This is a genomic window from Xenorhabdus anantnagensis (assembly GCF_028598555.1).
GTDB lineage: Bacteria > Pseudomonadota > Gammaproteobacteria > Enterobacterales > Enterobacteriaceae > Xenorhabdus > Xenorhabdus anantnagensis.
The window spans coordinates 17,081-40,371 of the sequence record NZ_JAQRFN010000012.1 but is presented as its reverse complement, the minus strand read 5'-3'; the positions used below and the strand labels follow the sequence as shown (position 1 = coordinate 40,371).

General features: G+C 40.1%; 16 protein-coding genes, 1 tRNA gene and 1 pseudogene. 7 read left to right on the top strand and 11 right to left on the bottom strand.

Going from position 1 to position 23,291, the window contains the following annotated elements; translation table 11 throughout:
• Position 1 precedes the first annotated feature (1 nt).
• From PSI14_RS11060 to yccS, 8 genes are all read right to left on the bottom strand, one after another.
• A complete protein-coding gene (locus tag PSI14_RS11060) occupies positions 2 to 847 on the bottom strand; it encodes a hypothetical protein (RefSeq protein WP_273575933.1) in 846 nt (281 codons plus the stop codon).
• Positions 844 to 2,223 (bottom strand): P-loop nucleotide/nucleoside kinase family protein, encoded by a 1,380-nt coding sequence (locus tag PSI14_RS11055; RefSeq protein ID WP_273575932.1) that lies wholly within the window; start codon positions 2,221 to 2,223, stop codon positions 844 to 846. Before PSI14_RS11055 ends, PSI14_RS11060 begins: the two co-directional genes overlap by 4 nt.
• Positions 2,213 to 3,064: a hypothetical protein gene (locus PSI14_RS11050; protein WP_273575931.1), complete on the bottom strand. Its 852-nt coding sequence runs from the start codon at positions 3,062 to 3,064 to the stop codon at positions 2,213 to 2,215. The genes PSI14_RS11055 and PSI14_RS11050 overlap by 11 nt, the downstream gene beginning before the upstream one ends.
• The gene (locus PSI14_RS11045) at positions 3,061 to 4,209 is read right to left on the bottom strand and encodes a DegT/DnrJ/EryC1/StrS family aminotransferase (protein ID WP_273575930.1); all 1,149 of its coding nucleotides are present in this window, start codon (positions 4,207 to 4,209) and stop codon (positions 3,061 to 3,063) included. Before PSI14_RS11045 ends, PSI14_RS11050 begins: the two co-directional genes overlap by 4 nt.
• 35 nt (positions 4,210 to 4,244) lie before the next feature.
• Positions 4,245 to 5,459 carry an MFS transporter gene (locus PSI14_RS11040; RefSeq protein ID WP_273575929.1) on the bottom strand — a complete coding sequence of 405 codons (1,215 nt, stop codon included), beginning with the start codon at positions 5,457 to 5,459 and terminating at the stop codon, positions 4,245 to 4,247.
• A 1-nt stretch (position 5,460) separates the two neighbouring features.
• Entirely contained in the window at positions 5,461 to 6,819 is a 1,359-nt protein-coding gene (locus PSI14_RS11035) for an ATP-grasp domain-containing protein (RefSeq protein WP_273575928.1), read from the bottom strand.
• A 4-nt stretch (positions 6,820 to 6,823) separates the two neighbouring features.
• Positions 6,824 to 7,852 carry a radical SAM protein gene (locus PSI14_RS11030; RefSeq protein WP_273575927.1) on the bottom strand — a complete coding sequence of 343 codons (1,029 nt, stop codon included), beginning with the start codon at positions 7,850 to 7,852 and terminating at the stop codon, positions 6,824 to 6,826.
• 308 nt (positions 7,853 to 8,160) lie between these two features.
• A complete protein-coding gene (gene yccS, locus PSI14_RS11025; RefSeq protein ID WP_273575926.1) occupies positions 8,161 to 10,341 on the bottom strand; it encodes a YccS family putative transporter in 2,181 nt (726 codons plus the stop codon).
• A 66-nt stretch (positions 10,342 to 10,407) separates the two neighbouring features.
• Between yccS and helD the strand changes: the two genes are divergently transcribed.
• Positions 10,408 to 12,462, top strand: a complete 2,055-nt coding sequence (gene helD / locus PSI14_RS11020; protein WP_273575925.1) for a DNA helicase IV — start codon at positions 10,408 to 10,410, stop codon at positions 12,460 to 12,462.
• Positions 12,463 to 12,635: 173 nt separating this feature from the next.
• Positions 12,636 to 13,049 carry a CoA-binding protein gene (locus tag PSI14_RS11015; protein WP_273575924.1) on the top strand — a complete coding sequence of 138 codons (414 nt, stop codon included), beginning with the start codon at positions 12,636 to 12,638 and terminating at the stop codon, positions 13,047 to 13,049.
• Positions 13,050 to 13,104: 55 nt separating this feature from the next.
• Here PSI14_RS11015 and hspQ read toward each other — a convergent pair whose 3' ends face one another.
• Positions 13,105 to 13,425 (bottom strand): heat shock protein HspQ, encoded by a 321-nt coding sequence (gene hspQ / locus PSI14_RS11010; protein ID WP_273553749.1) that lies wholly within the window; start codon positions 13,423 to 13,425, stop codon positions 13,105 to 13,107.
• Positions 13,426 to 13,647: 222 nt separating this feature from the next.
• Here hspQ and yccX point away from each other — a divergent pair, with 222 nt between their 5' ends.
• A complete protein-coding gene (yccX, locus tag PSI14_RS11005) occupies positions 13,648 to 13,926 on the top strand; it encodes an acylphosphatase (RefSeq protein ID WP_273575923.1) in 279 nt (92 codons plus the stop codon).
• 16 nt (positions 13,927 to 13,942) lie between these two features.
• On the opposite strand, the gene tusE is transcribed toward yccX, so the two are convergent.
• On the bottom strand, positions 13,943 to 14,272 hold the full coding sequence (gene tusE / locus PSI14_RS11000; protein ID WP_273576001.1) for a sulfurtransferase TusE: 330 nt from the start codon (positions 14,270 to 14,272) through the stop codon (positions 13,943 to 13,945).
• Positions 14,273 to 14,454: 182 nt separating this feature from the next.
• Here tusE and PSI14_RS10995 point away from each other — a divergent pair.
• The 4 genes and pseudogenes from PSI14_RS10995 (at position 14,455) to PSI14_RS10980 (ending at position 22,259) form a co-directional block, all read left to right on the top strand.
• Positions 14,455 to 14,542, top strand: a tRNA-Ser gene (locus PSI14_RS10995).
• Between the two features lie 194 nt (positions 14,543 to 14,736).
• Positions 14,737 to 15,959: pseudogene (locus tag PSI14_RS10990) on the top strand (tyrosine-type recombinase/integrase).
• 137 nt (positions 15,960 to 16,096) lie between these two features.
• A complete protein-coding gene (locus PSI14_RS10985; protein WP_273575922.1) occupies positions 16,097 to 18,253 on the top strand; it encodes a toprim domain-containing protein in 2,157 nt (718 codons plus the stop codon).
• Positions 18,254 to 19,265: 1,012 nt separating this feature from the next.
• Positions 19,266 to 22,259 (top strand): Eco57I restriction-modification methylase domain-containing protein, encoded by a 2,994-nt coding sequence (locus PSI14_RS10980; protein ID WP_273575921.1) that lies wholly within the window; start codon positions 19,266 to 19,268, stop codon positions 22,257 to 22,259.
• Between the two features lie 88 nt (positions 22,260 to 22,347).
• Here the strand turns inward: PSI14_RS10980 and PSI14_RS10975 are convergent, their stop codons facing one another.
• Positions 22,348 to 23,232 carry an IS982 family transposase gene (locus tag PSI14_RS10975; RefSeq protein WP_273575920.1) on the bottom strand — a complete coding sequence of 295 codons (885 nt, stop codon included), beginning with the start codon at positions 23,230 to 23,232 and terminating at the stop codon, positions 22,348 to 22,350.
• Between the last annotated feature and the right edge of the window lie 59 nt (positions 23,233 to 23,291).

Genomic DNA, 23,291 nt, shown 5'->3' with positions numbered 1-23,291 from the left:
TTTACAAACTCCATTCAACTCTTGGTGAACTGAACATCAACATAACTTTCTCACACCACTGATGATAACTACTTGAGCTTGAGCGCCCTTTTTCTTGTCTGGGTTCAGCGAGTAATGGTTGCACTAATCCCTGACGTTTAAGTAATGTTTGCAGAGAAGAAGAACATTTTTCCCAATTTAATACAGTGCGATAGGGGCTTGATTGGTGGGAAGCATATAGTGAAATATCGCGTATCTCATCTTCAATGAGATGGGATTTTAGATAGTCCCTCAATGCTGTAAATTTTTCTTCAGCAGTGACATAAAAATCAGTGAAAATATTTCTGACAGAAAGGGGAATATTCTCCCTACCAGTTAGGCAAAGGCGTAATGCCCCACCTGTACGGATAAGTTTGTTGCCATTGAAAGAATAATAAGCGGCATGAACATGCTGGATTTCTGGTAAGCAATCCTGCCTTCCATAGCCTTGAGAAAGATCCAAAAATACATGGACATTGTGGGTATTTTGCGTTTTTTGCAGAAATTCCATACATCCTGGGTCAATATAACCTAAAGGATGAGCGAGAAGTACAGCACATGGTTGTGGAAGGCGGTTTAGCATTTCAACCATGGCTTGAATATCTGCTTGTAAAATCATGCTGGCCTGCGCAGGTGGCAGAACAGGGTAGAAAAGTGGCTGCCAATTGGCGGCGTAAATGGATTCAACCATACTTTGGCATATCCATTCTGGCAACAGGCAGTAACCCTGAGGAGCCACGGCTTTTAGATCTTCACGGAAAAAAAACCGCACAGAACAGTCATAGCTTATTATATTGTCCGAATGCAGTATATTGCGATGGGATATCATGGCGTGATCCTGAGATGAAGTCGCTCAATATACTCATTGGCTAATTGGTCATAGAATTCATTTTCTCTGCCCCATAGATCAACCTGAAGACCAGTGTAAGGGCAATAAAGCCTTTCCAGATGACTAATCAGGCAATTAATCCCCATTGACATTTCTCTGCCTTGATTACTGCAACCCCATTTAGCAGCATACCATTGATCTGAACCATTATTTATCATCAAGGACCAAGCACCAGGAGTGCCCTTGTCGTCATAAGTGACCGCCAGATGATATTGGCTACTTTTGGATAACAAACCAGGAAGATACTGGAGATCTTCACGGCTCAGGCTACGCATATCGCTCTGTTGAGTGACTTTCCAGCCTTGGGCATCGATATATAGCGCATCTTGCCATAGCTGTTCCGTTTGACCTGAAGTGCTATAACGGGTGGTGGTATGGTAGGTGCGAGCCTTCTTAAGGCTGCGTTTTAATCGTGTGGAATGTTGGTTCAAAAAATCAACCACATTTGTCTTGGAAGGCATATTAATAATGGGTGCTTGCCATTTACTTTCTTCATGACATTGTAAACCGTGCTGTTGCGCTAAATTATGTAGATAGAAATAGGCATGGGATTCAGTATTCAGATACTTAAAGGAAACAGGTTGCTGCTTTAAAAAAGACAATAGCACTTTTTCTTCTCTAGCTGTAAAAGTGAAATCGAAGAAAGTATTGCTTTGCCATTGTTGGTGGTTTTTTTGCCAGACCAGATCAACATGTTCAAAATGTTTGAACTCTGGGTAACGTAGTACTGTTCCCAGACGCCATAAATGTGAAGTGGTTGGATTGGCAAAAGAGTTCACGGATAAAGGTTGTTGCATAATTGCTTGGCTTATCAGTGCCGCAATACTGTCTGGTGAATATTTCGAGCTATCCAGCAAAGTTTCATGGGGTAAATTGTCATTCCACAAATTATCTTGAGCGACTTCTCTGATACGAGATACAGGCAAACGATCTTCTATAGCTCGTTCCTGATTACGAGTAATAAGCGTTGGCTCCTGCGCGACGAGCCGATAATGCAAAATTCGGATATTTTTTTGTGTAAATAGGGAATGGATAGCATCAATTTCTTCAGGATAAATAAATACGCCATCCAGAATGATCAAATCACTACCTGCATCAAGGCAATCATCAGCAACCTTTAATAATCGCAAAGTATCTTCCATGATAATTTTTTGCGTAAGATGTGATCTTGGTTCGACAAAATGATGAAAGGTATCCCACGGTAAATAGGAAACAGTTAACCCTTGCGCCAGCATGGCATCTTTTAATTGGTTACACGCTGTGGACTTGCCACTTGCTGGTGTTCCTCTAACAACAACAATGGTCTTATGCTTCATTACCCAGTACCCTTGATTGCCAGCCTTGCATGATATCTACAATAGAATGCAGGGCAAAGACAGCCTTATAATAATCGTCATGACCAATTTTAGCGGCACGGTGCATGATCTGTTTTGCGGTATGACGTAACTCAATTTTATGATTGCTATTGCCCAAACACATTTCCTTACCTTGTGTATTTGGTGTTGGAGCGTAAAGCAATATATTGCAATTCTGCCCAATCGCACGATAGTAAATCTGGATTGCTTTTTGTTGCGTAGTATTTTCCACAAACAGCACTTGTTCTGGCGGAATTTCAAGTGCCGCGCTGAGAAATTCAGGGGTATAAAGGGTAATATTGCGGTAATACACATCCAATATCATTGATTCTTCATCTGTTCCCTGCGGATAAATTGCATCCGGTGTTTTGGCATAGAGACCATATAGCATTGATGTCGGTAAAACAGCCTTGAAATGGGGAACCAACCGATCAATATGTTGGCGAAACTTATCTTCGGATGTATCCACCCAATAAATTGGCGGTAAAGGAATGTTAAGCTGTTCCAAAGTATAAATAATGCCGGCTTCCAACCATTCCCTCATTGTCTTGTGGTTCGCGTGTTGAGGATCAAAATGCAATAAATCCGCCATCATGATCGCTTCATGGGACTGAAAATAGAGATAAACAGGCGCATTGTGTTGTGAAGCGATGATTGTTGGTATTACAGAATCAATCAAATCTTGTAGTGAAAGTCGGGCAGGAACACCTTTTGCGTAACAGATACAAGAACCTCCCAGAACATATTGGACAGGTAGGTTGTTATAGTTGAATTGGGTGAAAAAAGGATTGTCTAATCTCATGACCGATTTCCTTCCATAACCCACTGTAAAACATCTCCATAAATCGCATTATCAATCGGCACTGGCAGACAAATTCGGTCACTCACAATTGCATTGTGTTTCTCCAATTCAGATACAGGGAATGGATTTTTTTGCAGACTCCAAGGGAAGCGATCAGAATAGGGAGAAAGCTGATTTTTTATAATCGGATGATTAGCCAAATCCCATGCTTTCCAATCATATAACAGTATTGAGTTAACACGATCTTTGGGCAATTTGTTGCGTTTTAACCAGACAGATACCGGTATCGTACCTTCTGGGCGTGGAGTGACCCAATCAGTGGGAAGATGTTTCAGTATTTCTTGGTAACGTTCTATTAATAAAGTGCGAAACTGTTCGATATTTTCCAATTGATAAATCAGCAATGCAGCTTGTATTTCATTGAATTTACTGTTGTCACCAAAACCAATACTGTTGCTCCAATCCGGATAGCCCTCTTCTGTACGTTCAGCACCGTGGTCGGTCATCATACAGGCATTTATGAACAGTGAACTATTTTTGGCAATAAGCAAGCCTCCCTCACCACTGCTGATTAATTTATTGGCCTGAAAACTGAAACAGCCATACTCGCCAAACGTGCCTACAGGCTGATTTTGATATTTCACGCCCATAGCTTGTGCACAATCTTCAATCAGATGCATATTATTTTGTTGGCAAATCTGGGAGATTTCAGTAATTGAAGCCGGAGTACCTTCCAAGTGAACGATAATTACCGCCAGAGGTTTGGTATCCATTTGATTTAAAATTTTGTTTAATGCTTCTGGGCACATCATGCCATTGTCATCAACATCAACGAGAACAGGAATTAACCCGCAACTGAGTACAGCATTGGCAGTAGCGATAAATGAGATAGAAGGAATGAGAACCCATTGCCCTATTTGTGGCCTGAGTCCAAGTAAAGCAGCTTTGAGAGCAACTGTACCATTTGTGAGTAGAATAGCATGCCGGGTATGCAGGATATTTTGTAATAGCTTTTCTGCCTGACAACAATATTGGCTCTCTGTGGCATATCTGAATACTGCTTTATTCTCAAGGGCAGTTTGCAAGCGAAGCCCTACATTATCAGCAATCTTGGTGTTACCGAGATAAGGTCTAAGATATGACATATTATTATCCTAATAATGAATGTTTTTTATTAAAATCACTTGTGCCAATCATGTACCGGAGCAGGCACTTTATTCATTTGAATTATTAAAAAAACAGCTATTGCAATGAGTAAAAGTATCGAGAAACCAATCACGGGTAAAAAATATTGTGTGGAATCAGGAGCAATGGATACCGTGATTGCAGCTATTGGGAATGAAAAATTCATTGTTACCTGAAATAAAGAAAACAGACGGCCTTGTTGCATCTCTAATCCTTTTTGATAAATAATATTAGTAATTAATACATTGAAATAAATTATTGCAACGTTATAGAGCAAATAAAAAAAGGATTTTGCATAAAAAGGTTGTAGTTGAAAAAACAAAATGCCAAATATAAACATACCAATAAATATTGATATGGGATAACGTTGGATACGATTATCAACGCTTGTTTTACTGAGTAATGTTGTGCAGAAAATAGGTATCAAGGCACTGAATAAATAGAACAGAGTAACCAACCCATAGCTTTTATCTGCCAAACTTCCCATAACAATAACGGGGAGTGCAACCATCAAAAACGCATTGGAAAAAATAGTGAAGACGACAGCCATGGCAAATGTTTTATAATAGCTCTGCTGAAATACAGAACGTATCCCAACAGTTAACTGAGATTTTTGCTCCGCTGTACGTTTTACCTTCATTTTCATCATAAGATAGCAGACATAAAAATAAGGAAGCAGAGAAATTAATTTGATAGTTACAATCGTATCGATCCCTTGAGTAATTCCCAGTAAAGCACCAAATCCAGGGCCAAGGGCTGAAATAAGCGAAGTGGCAATAACAATATAGAGAGATACATTCAAGTGTTTACCACCCTGTTGCTCTGTCCAGTCATTAAGTTCATGCCAGGCAACACGTGACCAAGGAATCTCATAGGCAAAAAGAAACTCCAATAATGAAATAAATAAAAGCAGCATAATAGGAGAAAACTCTATTTTAATCAGTAACAATATCAACAGTGACAAAGTGCTGAAAATTTCAATCAGTAATATAACGATACGAAACTTCCAAATGTCTGCTGAATAATCTATCTTATATCCCCACAACAAAGCACCAATGGATGTAAATAGAAATATGACACCCATGTTGGCATAATAGTATGTCATTGGTGTGTTTTCAGATAATAATATATAGGGGTATCCAACCGCAAGAATACTTGAACCAACACCATTAATAAATAAAGAAATAAGAAACAAATATCTTATCATCATTTTAATCTTGCTTTATGGTTATATAATGAAATTTAGTATTGTAATTTTTTAAATGCTTCATACATTCATGTTCATTTTTAGCTGAGCAAATAATATATCCCATTTTTTCAGTGTAATGAGTGTTGGTAAAATAACTACCCGTTTTTGCATACTGTTCCCATTCAATGACATGTTCATCAATAATTTCTTCTATGGGAGTCAGAGATTCTACTTTGCCAATTGGTGGGTTAAAAATGATCATGCCAATGCAATTGGCATCTGAGTGTTCTATGGAAAAAGAAGATTCTTTGCCAATAGAAGATGCACAAGCAGATGAGGGTGAGATCAAGGCATCGATAAAGGTATCAAAGGCATGTTTATTATAAGCGAGTGCATGAAGGTCGAATAATCTCAGCCCTGGTGGACGTGATGCTGTCTCGCAAAGTATGAGATTATTGGTATTTTCTTCAATAAAAATTTCAGTATGAGTGAAACCGTATTCAAGGTTGAATGCCTGTAATACTTGCTGGTTAAACTCAAACAGTCTATGGCTGTCTGGAGAGTCTGGCAGCATAGTATGCCACATAAAATGACCGGGTTCTGTTTGATTGGAAGAGAGTAGTGAACAGGCGTAAGCTCCAATACTTTGATAGATAATTTTATGCTGTAATACAGCCGTATCAACATGCAGTAGCTTACCTTGGATTTTCTCTTCAACCAGATACTCTTCAGGTGTATCAAGTTTCTGTAATGCGCAGAGCAAAGAGGTACAGTCAGAATATTCTGTCACTCCCATAGAACCCCAGAATGAGCGTGGTTTTACAATAAAACCGACTTTATTGCCTTTATATCTGGCAGATTGCTCGACTGATGCGGTAAAAGTTTGAAAATGTTCGCTAGAAGTGAGCATTTCTGAAGCCAGAGTAAATTGAGGGCAAGCAAGCCCATGTTCATTGGCAACCTTACGCATTATCCATTTATCTCTAAATGATTGCGCTACATCAATTATGTGAGGATCTTGGTTAATATAAGCTGCGATAGTCGCCATCAATTCAACATGAAGCTCAGAAAACGCCATAAAATAGTTAATTTGAATAGGATCTGTGATAATTGCCAGTGTGTCTTTGACCTGTTTCAGTGCTGATATGATTCTTTTACAGCCATTGTCAGCCAGCGGATCATCAATCACCAAATATGCCAATGCTAAAGAGCAATCCGTTGAATCCAGCCATTTTTTCTTGATCAGCAAAATAATATTTAAATTATGTTGATAACAGAGACGAATAAAACGTTCACTGTCTTTGATATCCGGCATACAAAAAATAGTCGGCTTCCCGCGATGAAAACTAACCTGATTATTGATATGTATTTCTAGAGACATAGTTTTACCTTAATCTATTGGCAGGATCACAGCCTTTAATACAATCGCAGGTAATTACAGGATACATTTTTTTACGGAACAGAGAGAATTTTTCGCCATGCCAAATATCGTGCAGTGAATTTTCCAAAACATTGCCCATAATATATTGTTCGGGGTTTGGTCGATACATTGTAGTATCGCAAGGATAAACATTGCCCGTTACAGCATCAATAAATAACGTTGTCAGCGGAATGGCACATGCTTTTTTGCTGGAAGCATTATAATGGCCCATTTCCGCGCGCTGATAGTCCTCCTCATTACGACCGAAAATTTCGTAATTGGCATCCATGAATAAATGGCGTGGAATTTGTTTGCTTTCCAGTAGGGAGTTAATCTTCTGCATAAATAAATTAATTTGAACAGTATTCAAGAACAATAGAGGATAATCTTTGATCGGAATAAGATTAACGCCATCAACATTCAGTTCGGCCATTTTAAGTAGAAATTTATCAATGGTATCGTAATTCAATGAAGTAACGACATGATTGACAACAATAACAGAACCTGGTATCTCCTGCTTAATATATTGCATTGCATCATAAAGATTATTGGTTAACCAACGAATACCACGTGAATCACCATTTTTTTCAGGCTCCACATGATCGATTGAAATGTAAAACTTTCTGACGAGATGGCTCTTGCTTTGTACACGATTGAAGATCTTTTTTGATAAAGCAGTTCCATTTGTTGTGATGGAAATCGGGGTGTTTTTATTACAATCTAAAATTGCCAGAAAATCTTTTGATAAGAAAGCTTCTCCACCATGAATGTTGACTTCCTGCGGTGAAAGTGTTTCTAATTCTTGCCAAAGTTTAATCATATCTATTTTTTTGTGTGCATCAACTTGGGCGGTTTGCCATACATCGCAAAATTCGCAACTTGCATTACAAATATTATTCATACGTATAAAGGCATAATTAAGTTTAGGCGCAACAAAAAGATTTTCCGGATCAAGACCGATAGGGTATTTCGCAATGGCGATTGTTTCTTCCATATTGTTTTCCATGTATTGATAAACCTGAATGTGATAGGTCTTGTTATTAATAAAAAATAGAACAAATTAATGTAGTGATTTTTTATTTTTTAGATTTGCGACTCTACAGGAGTTTTGCATGTAATCAATATCAAAAATAAACACTTGTAGTGTTAATATTTGTAAATATCACTTTATCTTGAAAAATAAGAGAATATTTATTCGTGTTGTTTATTTTGTAGTGGTTTTATAACAGTATTTATTACATTAATTGGGAAAGTGATTTCGTCATGTCATTAGGGGCATCATTGCCCCTGCGAAATGACTTTTTAGCGAGGTTCTTGTTCACTAATTTGCTTAGTTAAACTAACAAATTCAGGTAGTAATTCGATGAGCAATCCTATTTGCTGTAACACAAGTTGAATTTTACTGTTACTTTCAGAAGGTGCCAGATTGATTTTTTCCACCAAATGGTTCACTGCAAATTGCAGTGCATCACTATTCATTTCGCCTTGTTTTAAGGTGGACTGTTTTAAGGTGGATTCAACGTAACAGATTGCATCATTAAGAATATCCAATATTGCTGGATCATTGAGTTTATCGCGATGGGCACCCAATGCGGAAATGTAGCTTAACATGGTGTGATTGAGGCACAGTAAGCGAAAAGCGGCTTCTTGAGAAATGCGATAGTTTTTTGGCTCCGATGCCATATTTGAAATTACTGATGCCAATTCAGCATCACAATTATGGGCTTGACGACGGGCGATCCGATAATTCAGGCTATTGCTCTTGCCCTGATGGTATTGCGTTACAATCGCACTGAGATAGCGGCAATTGGCTCCCATTGTTCGGGTAATCACCTGAGGTAATTGACGGAATTTCCAATCAGGCCAGATGAAACTAACAGCAAGTAAAGCAATACCACAGCCTATTAACGTATCAATGATTCTTGGTAGCGCCACTTCAAATCCTTCGCCTAATAAATTAAAACTCAGTAATACCAGCAAAGTGATAAATAGCGTTGCATGTGCATATTGGCTATTGCGAAAGACGAAGAACAGCATGCCAGAAATAACAATCAACACTAATTGACCTTCAATGGAAGGGACAAAATAGAGAATTGGCAGGCCAATTAGAATCCCCGCCAGTGTACCAATAACACGCAAAGCCAGACGGCGACGTGTGGCACTATAATTTGGCTGGCAGACAAATAGACTGGTTAGCAAGATCCAATACCCGCGTTGCAAATCAAATAGCTGAATAATGGCATAACCAGTACATAACAAGGCAGACATGCGAATAGCATGGCGGAAGAGGGCAGATTTTGGTGTCAAGTTACTTCGAATCCTAAACCCTATATCACGCCAGCCAGTTAAAGCTTCCTCGGATAACTGTGTTTCTTCTTGTTTATCTTTTGAAGAGGCGTTTTGGGGAAGAAGATATTGATCTGAACCTAGCCCTGCTAATTGGGCATCAATGGCCCGTAAATTTTTCAATAAATTGTCAAATGCCATAATCTTAGCATCAGTGCCTTGCTGATTTTTCAAACGCTCAATAGAGCTTTCAAGGTAGCTGAATGCGTTTTCAAAACGTGGGTTATGTTGATATTGCTTACGCAGGATAATAGATTGTGAAACCTGTTCACATGCTCTGGCTTGCATGGAAAGCAGCCGCTGAACGCGGAACATAATATCACTGTGGCGAAATACTTCTCTTAGTTTTTGATACCGAACATGGGATGAACTGGCACGTTCATGGATATCTTGAGCGACAAAATAATAATGCAATGTATGGCGAGTACCTCGCTGCCCTCTATCTCCTTTCAAACGACTTAGTAAAGAACTCTTGGCCTGATTGAGCGTTGCGACTAACGCACTGTTTGCCATGGCAACATCAAACACAGATTGTTTATATTCCTCGGCCTCAGAGTCGGGATCAAACAGGCTTGTTTTGGCATAGAGATACGCTGAAAGCTGCTGATAACAGCGTGCTAAATTTTCTTGCAAGGGGCGAATAGGAAATAGTAAATGGCCTGTTAATGTCAGCAAGTTGTACCAGATTGCCCCGGTGAGCAGTAATAAAGGCTGTTGGTACCAGATAGGAAATATTGACGAACCGAGCATGGTATAAATAGCAATCAACAAAGCACCAAAGGCGATGGTAGCGTAACGTTGTCCCAATGCACCAAGCAAGATAAAGCCACAAGTAGATACCGCCAAACCAAGCATAAAAAGCCATGGATAAGGAAACAATAGGGTAATAGAAGCGGAAGCGATAAAGAAAGAGATTAAGGTAATGGTGAGATTGCGCAGACGCCCGACCAAACGGTCATCTAAATCTGTTAATGCTGCGGCAACGACACCTAATAGCAGTGGAATTGTTATTTTAAGTTCTTCCCCTAATAACCAAGGGATAAGTGTGGTTCCTGTTAGTGCAATGAATATACGGATATAATAGAGGGTGTGACTGTTATACAGGAAATGGCGGGAGCTGGATAAAACCGTTAGCACAAAATACCCCTAACAACATTTACGTGATGAAGTAGTTCAACAATTTTCAGGTACGGTGCCACGACAATGGAACTAAAATCAACGCAAATCGGCCAACGCCTCGCTCAGCACCCTTATAATCGGGTACGTCTACTTAATGCTGGCATTGAAGTCAGTGGTGACAGACACCAGTACCTTATTCCATTTAATCAATTAATTGGTATTCAGTGTAAGCGAGGGATTGTCTGGGGGGAACTGGAATTTGAATTACCAGAAGGAAAAGTGGTTCGTCTGCATGGTACTGAATGGCAGCAAACACAACGTTTTTATCATTACTTATTAAAGGAATGGCAAACGTGGAGCCTTGACATGAGTGATGTCAGTGCTGATGCCTTGGCGGCTCAAGTGAATGAAATAGTTAAAATCAAACAACAAAATCGCTGGCTGAAAACCACCGATTTAGCTTCTGTGCAGCAGCAAATCCAAGAAACATTTCAGGCTTTACCTTTACCATTACAACGAATTGCACAATTTGAAAATTGTCGTGACAATTATAAGACCTGTCTGGATTGGTTGGATAATGGTGAAAAAACAATTCAAACGCTGAACCAGCAATGGATTGATCACATATTGGTGCAATATGGGCAATTTTTCCAGACAATAGAAACATCACCACTTAATCGTTCTCAGTGTCAGACGGTTATTAATGGTGAACAGAATATTCTGGTATTGGCTGGTGCGGGTAGCGGAAAAACCTCTGTTTTGGTTGCTCGTGCTGGATGGTTATTGTTACGTCAACAAGCCCTTCCTGAGCAAATTTTGCTGCTGGCTTTTGGTCGTCAGGCTGCTGATGAAATGAATGAACGTATTCAGGCACGTTTGGGAACAAAAGAAATAAAAGCAAAAACATTTCATGCTTTGGCATTGCATATTATTCAACAAGGCAGCAATAAGTCACCGAAAATTAGCGAGTTGGAAACTGATGCTCAAAAACGCCGGGATTTTCTCATTCAAGAATGGCAAAAACAGTGTGGAGAGAAAAAAGCACAGGCTAAAGGTTGGCGGGAATGGTTGAATGAAGAATTGGATTGGCAACTGCCGGAAGGTGAATATTGGCATGATAAGTCATTGACGACTCGTTTATCAGTTCGTTTGGAGCGTTGGCTAGAGTTAATTCGTATGCATGGCGGTAGCCAAAAAGAGATGATTGAACAGGCTCCTGCTATCTATATCGATGTATTTCAGAAACGTCTACGGCTTATGGCACCTTTGTTGAAAGCCTGGAAATCCGCATTGAAGTCTGAAGGCGCAATTGATTTTTCTGGTTTAATCCATCAGGCAGTGAATATTTTACAGAAAGGTCGATTTATCAGTCCGTGGAAACATATTTTGGTGGATGAATTTCAAGATATTTCACCATTGAGAGCGAAGTTATTAACAACATTGAAAATACAAAATAAGCGAAGCCATTTATTTGCTGTGGGAGATGATTGGCAGGCGATTTATTGTTTTAGTGGCGCTGAATTAACATTAACGACAGCATTTGCAACCTATTTTGGGAAAGGCGCTGAATGTGCGTTGGATACGACTTATCGTTTCAATGAACGTATTGGGGAAATCGCTAACCGATTTGTACAGCAAAATCCTCATCAATTAACCAAGCCACTCAATAGCCTGACAAAAGGCAATAAAAAATCGGTTGTGATTTTATCGGAAGAACAGTTGGAAGCATTGCTGAATAAAATGAGTGGCTATGTTACCAAACAGGAAACCATCTTATTATTGGCACGCTATCATCATCTCAAACCAGAATTATTGAAAAAAGCGTCTACGCGCTGGCCGAATTTGAAAATTGAATTTATGACAATTCATGCATCTAAAGGGCAACAAGCGGATTATGTCATTATTTTGGGGTTGCAGCAGGGGAAAGACGGTTTTCCAGCACCAGAGAGGGAATCCGTGATGGAGCAGGTTTTGTTGCCACAACCTGAAGATTTCCCTGATGCGGAAGAACGTCGTCTTCTATATGTCGCATTGACGCGAGCGAAAAAGCAGGTTTGGTTAATGCAGGAGCCGAAAAAACCATCGATTTTCATTCATCAATTGGTGCAATTGGGAGTATCGGTTCAGCGTAAACCTTAAGCGTAACGCCTGCTAAAATAGGGAGAGTTAATTTCTCCTTGATGATTGTCGATGGAATCACCCTAATCTCTTATTGAGTAATGGATTATTCCCAATAGACCGCAGATTGCAGTGCAGGCCGTGAAAAACACAAGTTAAAAGACAAATGGCACAGGGTGATATAAGGAGGTTAAATGAGTGATCAATATATAGCGGATATACTGGAAAAGGTTAAAACCATAGCGTTAGTCGGAGCGAGTGAGAAAACAGATCGTCCAAGTTATAAGGTAATGGAATACTTACTGAATCAGGGATACAAAGTTATTCCTGTCAGCCCTAAACTGTCAGGGCAAACTTTATTGAACCAGTCCGTTGTAGGCCAATTATCTGATATTAAACAGCCAGTTGATATGGTTGATGTATTTCGCAATGTAGAAGCTGCTTATGGTGTTGCAGAGGAAGCTATTGCCATTGGCGCTAAAGTACTTTGGTTACAAAAAGGCATTATCAATGAAGAAGCCAAATTACTGGCAGAAAAAGCAGGGCTAGATGTTGTGATGGATTGTTGTCCCAAAATTGAAATCCCGCGTTTGGGAATGGAAAAGTAAACAAGGCGGCGATTTTTTATTCACCACCTCACGGTTATGATTAGAATAAAAGCATTTAATTTCGCCGCCGCGGAGCTTGAAATTGACTGCGGATCGCTTCAGCCAACTCGTCCAGAGAAGATTGTTCTGGATGGTCATCTGATGTTTCGTAAGTCAATTGAGCTTCTGCTAAATAGGTCTGAACGGGTTGCCCATCGTCACCTTCCATCACAACATGGTACCACGGTGCTGAACGTAAAGTAGCATTAGATGCAATATCATTTTCCTGCGGCTGTTCTGAAGAATATTCAGCATCAATATCTACAATAACACCCAAATAACCCAGCAACCTATGTCGTACTTGCTGGCCGATCCCGAATTTGCTGGCGATCATCATAGTCACCTCCAAAGAAACCTTGTAATGACTCTTATATAAGGACAGTAAGGTAAATTTCAAGCGCACACCCGGCAACCGGAATTTCTGCATGATTTTTGAAACTAAGATGGCGTGTGATCGCCACCTCATATTTTTAGGTTAGCTGTTGCGTATATAAAATACAATACCAAAAGTGGGTTTAACATTTCAAAGTTCTTACCATTTACTGGGAGGAATGCAACAATGACTGAATATAGCATTACTATTTATGTTTACGGAAGGGTGCAGGGCGTTGGATTCCGTTATCATACTTACCGTTGGGCAAAGAAGAACCAGCTGGTGGGATATGTCCGCAATATGAATGATGGAAGCGTCAAAATTGTTGCTTGCGGCAATGATGCACAAATCAAAATGTTAATACTTTGGCTGGAGCAGGGAGGGCCACCGAGTGCCAAAATAGAACATTTCCAATCTCAGTTTTGTGAAGCAGAAGAGATGAGTGATTTTAGCATCCGCCATTAGCGACGGATGAAATAAATCAAATACATTTGACGGGCTTAGGAAGGCCTGCAATTTTTGTTGCCTGCTTTGCAGGCCCTTTAGGAAATAGGCGATAGAGGTAACGGCTATTTCCTTTCTCCTCACCATATTTTTGAGAGATCGCTTTGACTAACATACGAATAGCGGGTGAAGTATTAAATTCTTCATAGAATTCACGTACAAAACGTATAACTTCCCAATGCTGTTCGGTTAAAGTAATCGCTTCCTGCTTAGCAATGATAGGAGCTATGGCTTCTTGCCAATCACTGTAATTTTTTAGATAACCCTGTGCATCGGTTTCGATCTCACGACCTTCAAATACCAACATAACTTTTTTACCATCCAATAACGATGGCTGCAATTTAGCAAAAATCACCTCTATTCCCAAGAAAGATTACCAAAAATGCTGAATAAATAGACCAACAGACAGAGTCATGAATAAATTAACGGCAGTTGAACAGATAAATGCTTTACATTGGGAATCGTGATGTTTATAGTGCTCGACATCGCGGAGGGGTGGCCGAGCGGCTGAAGGCAGCGGTCTTGAAAACCGCCGATGGGAAACCATCCGAGAGTTCGAATCTCTCCTCCTCCGCCACTTACACTTCTAGCAGCATCTCTTAAAGTCTACTTTCCCCTGTAAAATCAACGAAAACTCCAAAATAACGCTCCATTAACGTCTACTGGCATCTATTGCAATGTACCCCAGTCAGGGGGTATATATAGGGGTAACTTTCTGTACCCCCTAAAAAAATACCCCCATTACTGTGAGGGGGCAAGGATGCTGGAAATATGAAACTAACAGCCCGACAAGTTGAAACAGTAAAACCCCAAGATAAAGATTTTAAGCTATCGGATGGCGGCGGTTTATATCTGCTGGTAAAGACAACCGGTTCTAAATACTGGAGACTGAAATACCGCATTGCAGGAAAAGAAAAGTTACTCGCTATTGGTACTTTTCCGCTTATTACGTTGGCAGAGGCCAGAAGAAAACGTGATGAAGCCAAAAAACTGATAGCCGAAGGTATTGATCCCAACCAAGATAAAAAACAAAAGAAACTGGTGGCTCAGGGAGAAATCAGTAACACCTTTGAAAGCATTGCGCGTGAATGGTACGAGGGAAGAAAAGACCGGTGGTCTGTTGGTTATCGTGAAGATATGATGGACGCTTTCGAAAAAGACGTTTTTCCTTATATTGGTCATCGCCCGATTGCTGAAATAAAACCCCTCGAATTATTAGACCTCCTTTCTATTATGGAAAAGAGAGGTGTCACCGATAAATTAAAGAAAGTCCGCCAACGCTGTGGTGAAGTTTGGACATATGCAATTATTACTGGCAGGGCAGAATACAATCCAGCACCAGATTTAGCGAGTGCTTTTATCCCTCATCAACGCGAACACTATGCTCACCTTTCAGTAGATGAATTACCTGAATTTCTCCGTTCTATCGATAAATATATGGGAAGCCAGATAGTCAGGACGGCTTTGCGTATGTTGATATTAATGGGCGTTCGTCCGGGAGAACTTCGCAAAGCTGAATGGTCAGAAATTGATTTAGATAAAGCTGTTTGGACAATCCCAGCCGAAAAAATGAAAATGCGCCGTACTCATGTAGTGCCATTATCAGAGCAAGTTATCAAGTTATCGATTTATTGAAGCAGATTCAGCCTATCAGCGGCAGTTATCAGTACGTTTTCCCAAGCCGAACAGATTACAGAAAGCATATATCTGATATGGCAATCAATACCATGATCCGCCGTATGGGATATTCAGGACGAGCAACAGGCCACGGCTTCCGACACACCATGAGTACCATTCTGCATGATCAAGACTTCAACACTGCATGGGTTGAAAAACAGCTTGCGCACGTCGATAAAAACAGCATTCGAGGCACGTACAACCACGCTCAATATCTGGATGGTCGCCGAGAAATGCTGCAATGGTACGCTGACTATATGGAGATGCTGGAACAAGGCGAAAATGTGCTGATCGGGAAATTTGGCAAAAGGGCATAAAGATAGAGATTTTTTAAGAAAAATAACATAAAAAGCAACGCCCCAGTGTGCTGTAACACATCTGAGGCGTCTGACCAATAACCGTTAAATGAGGTAACGATGATGGCTGATATACAGCATACCCAAACTCACCCTAAATGGCGAAAACCAACCGGATCTCGATTTTTGAGGCTGCAAAAATTGTTGCAGATGCGTTGGCATTGCCTTTGCCAGAACCCAAATCAGCCAAAGCGCTGACTAGGAACGCTAAGCCAATTGCTGAACGTATCGCGGCACTGGTTGCCACTGCTGTTACGGGTAAATCTCAATATCTGGTGAAAAAGGGGCTGCAATGCTCCAATCAGCGGTTGTTAAAAGACGGTTCTTTATTGCTGGTCACTCAAATGCTGGATGGCACAATCACGGGCGCACAGACCATCAAGCCGAACGGCGAAAAACGTCTTGTTTCCGGTTCACAGAAAAAAGGCAGTTTTATTCCGATCACTGAGATTACCGGAACGCCGGACACAATCATCATTACCGAAGGTTACGCTACAGCTTTAACTGTCAGTCAACTATATAAAAGCGTGGTACTGGCAGCGATTGATGAAAGTAACTTATTGATTGTTGCCGAGCAGGTTAGAGCGCAGTATCCAAGCTCCAGAATCATCATTGCTGCGGATAACGACTGGCACGAACCGGAAGAACAAGACAAAAACGGCAGACTGAAAAAGAATATCGGCAAGGTTGCAGCAGAGAAAACCGCCATAGCGATTAATGGATGGGTAACGCTACCGCCTACGGAATTAAAAGCTGATTGGGATGATTATCGACAACAATATGGTGTGGACACGGCAAAACAAGCCTTTGCTCAGGGGCTTTATCAACCGACATCAATAAAGAAAAAAGCAGCCATTCAGCTTAATAATGATACCGAATCTTCAAAACTGACATTATGCCAGATGGGAGCCAGCCAACGCGGGGAAGTATTGTTGGCATGTTATAACGGTGAACTGGCACTGGATGGTGCTTCGGAAACCGTTCATCACTATGACGGTATTATCTGGCGTCCAGTCAGTGACCGCGATTTAAGACGGGAAATGGTGGCTGCTTTTATGGAAGAGAAACTACCATACTCGCCACATGGTATTAGTTCAGCCGTAGATGCCCTGAAATTACAACTTCCCATGATGCAACCACCAGAACGCCACTTAATTGGGTTTAGTAATGGTGTATTTGACCTGAAAGCCTGCCAGTTCCGGCCTCACCGCAAAAATGACTGGCTATTACTTGCCAATGACGTTGAATTCACTTCTCCTTTTTCGGAGGAAACCCTGCAAGATCATGCGCCACAATTCTGGCGCTGGCTCAATCAGGCAACTGCCAACTGTGAAAACAAAGCATATAGAGTGCTAGCGGCGCTGTTTATGGTGTTGGCGAACCGTTATGACTGGCAATTTTTTCTGGAAATCACCGGAGCCGGAGGCAGTGGTAAAAGTATCTTTGCTGAAATTTGTTCCATGCTGGCAGGTAAAGGTAATACCGTTTCCGCAAGTATGGCAGCACTGGAAAATCCACGGGAACGGGCGTTGATTGTCGGCTATTCGCTGATCATCTTGCCAGACCAAACTCGCTATGCGGGCGATGGCTCAGGCATCAAGGCAATTACAGGCGGCGATGAAGTTGCCATCGATCCGAAGCATAAACAACCTTATTCAACCCGCATTCCTGCGGTGGTGTTGGCAGTAAATAATAATGCCATGAGTTTCAGTGATCGCAGTGGCGGAGTATCGCGGCGTCGGGTGATTTTCAACTTTTCCGAAGTTGTACCGGAAAATGAACGTGATCCACTCCTGCGGGATAAAATAGCGGCAGAGTTGCCCGTGATTATCCGACATTTGCTTCACAGATTCCTTAATCCGCAAACTGCAAGGTGTTTACTGGCAGAGCAACAGAAATCAGAAGAAGCACTGGATATCAAACGTGGTACAGATCCACTGGTCGATTTTTGCGGTTATCTCATTGTTTCCCATGAAGTTGATGGCCTATTAATCGGTAATGCGGAAATTATGCCGTTCAATCCCCGCAAATACCTTTATCACTCCTATCTTGCTTATATGAAAGGCAATAACCTGAATAAACCTGTTTCCGTGACTCGTTTTGGCATGGATATGCCGGGCGCACTGGCAGAGTACAGCCAGCAATATTTACGCAAGAAAAGCAAACAGGGCATTCGTAGCAATCTGAGCTTGAACCTTGATACTGCTATCGAATGGATGCCAAAACTGACAAGGAATAGCCAGCCAGAAGAATAATTTCTTTCTGATTTCAGGTATTTTTCAAAGAAATATAAAAAAGTGTTCACCACTGTTCACCCTATAATTTAAACCAGATATATCAATGTATTATAGGGTGAATAGTTATTTTAAAACTGTTCACAACTATTCATCACTGTTCACCTTTTTTCTGGTTGGAGGTGAACGGTTGGGTGAAGAGTGGTGATGAGTTTGATTTCAAGTCATCACCATTTAACAATATGAATTTAAATAATATTATTCAAAGGTGAACAGTTTTATTACTAATTCTTTAATAAGGGGGAGGTAAAATGTTTTCTCTGGCAGGTGATCTTTCAGCTCTCCGAAGTTACTGGGGTAATTTATTAGCTCGGTAACTTGGAGAAGACAAGCGCAGCGCGTCAGTGTGGGGTTGAACTACTACATCTAAATCATTGGAAATTACCTTTGCCTGATTCTGGACAAGAAGAGTTAGTTGTACCAATGTGATTACCAAATAAGACTCAAGCTGACACTATTTATGATCTAAATGAAACCTAACCAGATAGGCGGCTTTGTGCCAAATATAGTCATTCACATCCTAGAGTTAATCAATGGGAAACAGGGCTTACCTCTTTGAGCGCTGACCTTTTAATTTTTCCATATGAAAGGTTTAAACCACCGACTTTAGTCGGTCAGCTTTAGCTGCAATATTGTGTGACACGAGAGTGAAATATGGAACAGAAATGGCAGTCACACGGTTTTTCAGATTGGTATGGGTAATAAAAAGAAACTGATAGCTGGAGTAATTATATAGGGTATGAATTAGTTCGTCATTTTAAACCAAACCCAGATGATAACTTTAGGCTGACCAATTGACGCATCGTTCAGCCGATGCGTATCCGGACTTTCAGTCCGTTAATCACTAACCCACCTACTTTAGTAGGTGGTTGTTGAGTCAATTAGTTATTCGTAGATAAGTATCTGTTGTTGTGCGACACTTTTCATCTTTAGATTTACTAATGTCTAATCAGGCTGGCTATGAGATGAAAAAATGACAAAAATTGAACAGTTACAGCGGTTGGTTGACCGTTACGAAGGAGACCTAGCTCTATATCGCTCTCCAACTTACAATGAAACTCAACTTAGAACTGATTTTCTCGATCAGTTATTCATCATTCTTGGTTGGGACATTACAAACTCCAGTGGCAAACCTACGAATGAACGGGAAGTTTTGGTAGAAGAAGGACTAAAAATAAAAGCAGGTGAAAACACTAAAAAACCTGATTACACTTTCCGTCTTTTCTCTGAGCGAAAATTCTTTGTAGAAGCTAAAAAACCAAGTGTTCATGTAGAAGCAGATCCAGAACCAGCGAAGCAAGTAAGGCGTTATGGCTTTACCGCTAAGTTGAAAATTTCCGTATTATCTAACTTTGAATATACCGCTATCTATGACTGTTCAAATCAAGTGAAAGAGGCTGACACTGCCACAAATTCACGGATTAAGCTTTATCACTACACTGAGCTTGTAGACAACTTAGAAGAGATTCTTTTCCTTATCGGTCGGGAAAGTGTATATACGGGGCAATTTGATGATGAGTGGTCTGAGATTGAAAGCAAAATTTCACGATTTAGTATTGATGATCTGTTCTTGGGACAAATTAACCAGTGGCGTTTGGTGCTGGCTGATGAATTTTTGAAGATAAAGCCAAAGTTAAATGAGGAAGAGCTTAACGACCTTACTCAGAGCTACATAAACAGTATTGTGTTTCTAAGAGTTTGTGAAGACCGTGATTTAGAAGAGTATGAAACTCTTTACCATTATGCAGAAGAAAAAGACTTTCAATCATTAATCACAAAGCTGAAACAATCAGACAAAAAGTATAACTCTGGCTTATTCTATTTGAGCCATATTGATGAACTGATTCATAATGAAGAATCTTGTATTTGGGCGATTATTGAACAGCTATACTTCCCACAGAGCACCTATTCATTCTCTGTTTTTTCATCTGATATCTTAGGCAACATCTATGAGATATTTCTGAGTGAACGAATCAAAATAAACTCTGATGGTGAAGTAGATATTCAACCAAAAGAAGAGCATCTCAATAGAGATGTAGTTACCACACCGAACCACATTGTAAAAGAAATTGTTCGAAATACTGTTGTTGAGTATTGCAAAGGCAAGACTGATGAACAGATCTTAAATTCCAAATTTGCTGATATAGCTTGTGGCTCTGGAGCATTTCTTCTAGAAGTATTTCAAACGATTCAAGATATTCTAATAGATTACTATATTGAAAATGATCAGTCTAAGTTGCAGCAGCTTGCGCCGCATAGCTATAAGCTAACTTTAGAAACTAAAAAGGAAATATTAACCCGTTGTATCTATGGTGTAGATAAGGATTTTAATGCGGTTAATGCGTGTTCTTTCGGGCTTCTCCTTAAGCTTCTTGAAGGTGAATCAAAAGGCACAATCGGAATCAAGAAACCTATCTTACCAAGAACGGATAGAAATATTCTTTTTGGTAATAGTCTGATTGATCTATCTGACAACATTAAGCAAACCGATTTGTTAAAAGTGAATCCGTTTGATATAGACCATAGATTTGATGTGATTGTTGGAAATCCACCTTATATGGCTACTGAGCATATGAAACAGCTCACCCCAGTAGAACTGATAATCTACAAGAAGAAATTCAAATCAGCATATAAGCAATTTGATAAATATTTCTTGTTTGTTGAACGTTCTATGCAGCTACTGAAAGAAGGTGGTCATCTTGGCTACATACTACCTTCAAAATTCATCAAGGTTGGAGCTGGTCAGAACCTTAGAAAATTTCTAGCAGATAATAAGTATCTTTGTAAGCTGATCTCATTCGGTTCAAATCAAGTTTTCAAAGACAAGACAACCTATACCTGCCTGTTATTTTTAACTAAATCACAGCAAGATGAATTTTCATTTTACGAAGTTAAGGATTTCAAAAAGTGGTTAACTCGTGAAGACAAGTCATTACTTTCAAACACCTATGAAGTTGATAAGCTTGATTCGGACACTTGGATTCTTGAAAAAGAAACAAATGACATTTTGACTAAAATGTATAGTAGATCTAAGACATTAGAAGAGATTTTAGGTAAAAAGACCATTGAGAATGGTATTCAGACAAGTGCAAACGCTCATTACATTCATAATGAGATAAAGACTGAGAACGGTTATATATTCTTTGAATATGATGGCAATCAGTATCAGGTGGAGAAAGAGCTTACACGTCCTTACTTTGAAACTGTTCGCAACGGTGAAGATCACTTCTACACATACAAAGACGTTGAACCAAACGCTTTTGTTATCTATCCATACAAGAAGGTAGGGGAAAAAGTTTTTTTCATTGAATATGAGGAGTTGCAGCAAGATTTCCCTAAAATGTTTGAGTTCTTACAGATTGTAAAAGAGCACTTAAACAACGAAAAGCGTTCTATCATGCCTGTTCCTACTACACCTAATGAATGGTATAGATACGGTCGAGCGCAAGCACTGGAAAATTGCGATGTGGCACAGAAAATAATTGTTGGTGTTTTATCTAATGGCTTTAAGTATTCAATAGATAATCATAGGACTTTTGTTTCATCTGGAGGAACGGCCGGTTATAGCATCATAAACGTGCCTGATAAATGTATGTATTCCATTTATTACATACAAGCAATTCTAACTTCAAGACATTTGGAATGGTTCGCCTCTGTATATGGTGAAGTGTTTAGAGGTGGTTTTATTGCTCGCGGGACTAAGATCCAGAAACGAATGCCAATTCCTACTATCGATTTCTCTAAATCAGAAGAGGTTAAAAAGCACAAAGCGATTACTGATCTTCAGAAGAACTTGAACAAGCTCTATGCTGATATTTCAAAAGCTGATGCACGTTCAAAAATAATTTTGGAGCGAAAATTTGGTAATGATTTTAAGAAAATGGATGGACTGATTAAAGACTTGTTCGGGCTTGGTGACTTGGACTGTAAGATCCCTTCGGTTGAAGATTTATATAAATCTCTATGATAAAAAGGTGGAGATTTTAACCCTCCACCTACTTTCGACCCACAAAATAGTTCGATACATTCAGATAACTACTTAACCCGAATTCCGCTTAAGCCATCACTGGAAAATCGTCTTCTGAGTAGAAATTTTTAAGTGATGGCTTTTTCAATTTAAGGCAGTAAGCAATCACACCCCCTAAAACAGTTAACAGAAATCCTTTTATACTTCGGTGGCGCGAGTGTTCTATTTGAGAAATGATTTTTAATTGTCCATTAATTGTCTCAATGATAAAACGCCTTGATAACATTATTTTATCCCACTCAGCCAGCACACGCGCTTTCATATTTCTGCGCTTTTGGGTGATGAAAGTGATCCCCGTTTTAGCTAAATCGTCAGCCAGCTCCTGGCTGAGATAACCTTTATCACCATAAAGAGAACCCGTTAATTCTTTTGTTAATTTGCGAACAGGTTCTCGAGCACCCACATTACCCGCCGTCACTTTAAGTGCCAGAATTTCCCCCTGATGGTTTATAACCAGGTGCAATTTGAACCCGTAAAACCAACCCATTGAGGTTTTTCCTCGTTGCGCTATCCCTTCAAAGACTTTATGGCGGGGAATACGGAGGTTATGACAAACGCGCAAACGCGTGGAATCAATAAAAGCAATGCCTGTGGGTGTTCCTTTTAATTGAGTCAGATAACTGCATAGTGGCATCAAAACCAAAGGGGCAACACGGATAAAACGGGGATAACTGAGCAAAGCGGGAAAATCGTTGTGATGATATTTCCAAATCTGCGCCAGATAAAAATGTTTAAAATCACGGTAATGTGACAGATGAAAGAGGATCAAAATGGTCATGATTTCACTGGGATACATGCGACCTTGTCGGCGACGTAGACGGTATCCGTTATCAAGGCAAAACTGCGTCCACTGAGGGATGAAAAAACGGCAAAAATCGTCTACATCGCAGAAAATTTCAACTAAGTTATTCATAGCCTGTTCCTCCCCGGAGCTGTTTTCGGCGTACACCAAAACTTTGCTCCCGGAACAGG

What these genes read in the sequence shown, in the direction of transcription:
- PSI14_RS11060 (WP_273575933.1), bottom strand. Translation starts at nt 847, where the DNA reads ATGATATCCCATCGCAATATACTGCATTCGGACAATATAATAAGCTAT.
- PSI14_RS11055 (WP_273575932.1), bottom strand. Translation starts at nt 2,223, where the DNA reads ATGAAGCATAAGACCATTGTTGTTGTTAGAGGAACACCAGCAAGTGGC.
- PSI14_RS11050 (WP_273575931.1), bottom strand. Translation starts at nt 3,064, where the DNA reads ATGAGATTAGACAATCCTTTTTTCACCCAATTCAACTATAACAACCTA.
- PSI14_RS11045 (WP_273575930.1), bottom strand. Translation starts at nt 4,209, where the DNA reads ATGTCATATCTTAGACCTTATCTCGGTAACACCAAGATTGCTGATAAT.
- PSI14_RS11040 (WP_273575929.1), bottom strand. Translation starts at nt 5,459, where the DNA reads ATGATGATAAGATATTTGTTTCTTATTTCTTTATTTATTAATGGTGTT.
- PSI14_RS11035 (WP_273575928.1), bottom strand. Translation starts at nt 6,819, where the DNA reads ATGTCTCTAGAAATACATATCAATAATCAGGTTAGTTTTCATCGCGGG.
- PSI14_RS11030 (WP_273575927.1), bottom strand. Translation starts at nt 7,852, where the DNA reads ATGGAAGAAACAATCGCCATTGCGAAATACCCTATCGGTCTTGATCCG.
- helD (WP_273575925.1), top strand. Translation starts at nt 10,408, where the DNA reads ATGGAACTAAAATCAACGCAAATCGGCCAACGCCTCGCTCAGCACCCT.
- PSI14_RS11015 (WP_273575924.1), top strand. Translation starts at nt 12,636, where the DNA reads ATGAGTGATCAATATATAGCGGATATACTGGAAAAGGTTAAAACCATA.
- hspQ (WP_273553749.1), bottom strand. Translation starts at nt 13,425, where the DNA reads ATGATGATCGCCAGCAAATTCGGGATCGGCCAGCAAGTACGACATAGG.
- yccX (WP_273575923.1), top strand. Translation starts at nt 13,648, where the DNA reads ATGACTGAATATAGCATTACTATTTATGTTTACGGAAGGGTGCAGGGC.
- tusE (WP_273576001.1), bottom strand. Translation starts at nt 14,272, where the DNA reads ATGTTGGTATTTGAAGGTCGTGAGATCGAAACCGATGCACAGGGTTAT.
- PSI14_RS10985 (WP_273575922.1), top strand. Translation starts at nt 16,097, where the DNA reads ATGGCGAAAACCAACCGGATCTCGATTTTTGAGGCTGCAAAAATTGTT.
- PSI14_RS10980 (WP_273575921.1), top strand. Translation starts at nt 19,266, where the DNA reads ATGACAAAAATTGAACAGTTACAGCGGTTGGTTGACCGTTACGAAGGA.
- PSI14_RS10975 (WP_273575920.1), bottom strand. Translation starts at nt 23,232, where the DNA reads ATGAATAACTTAGTTGAAATTTTCTGCGATGTAGACGATTTTTGCCGT.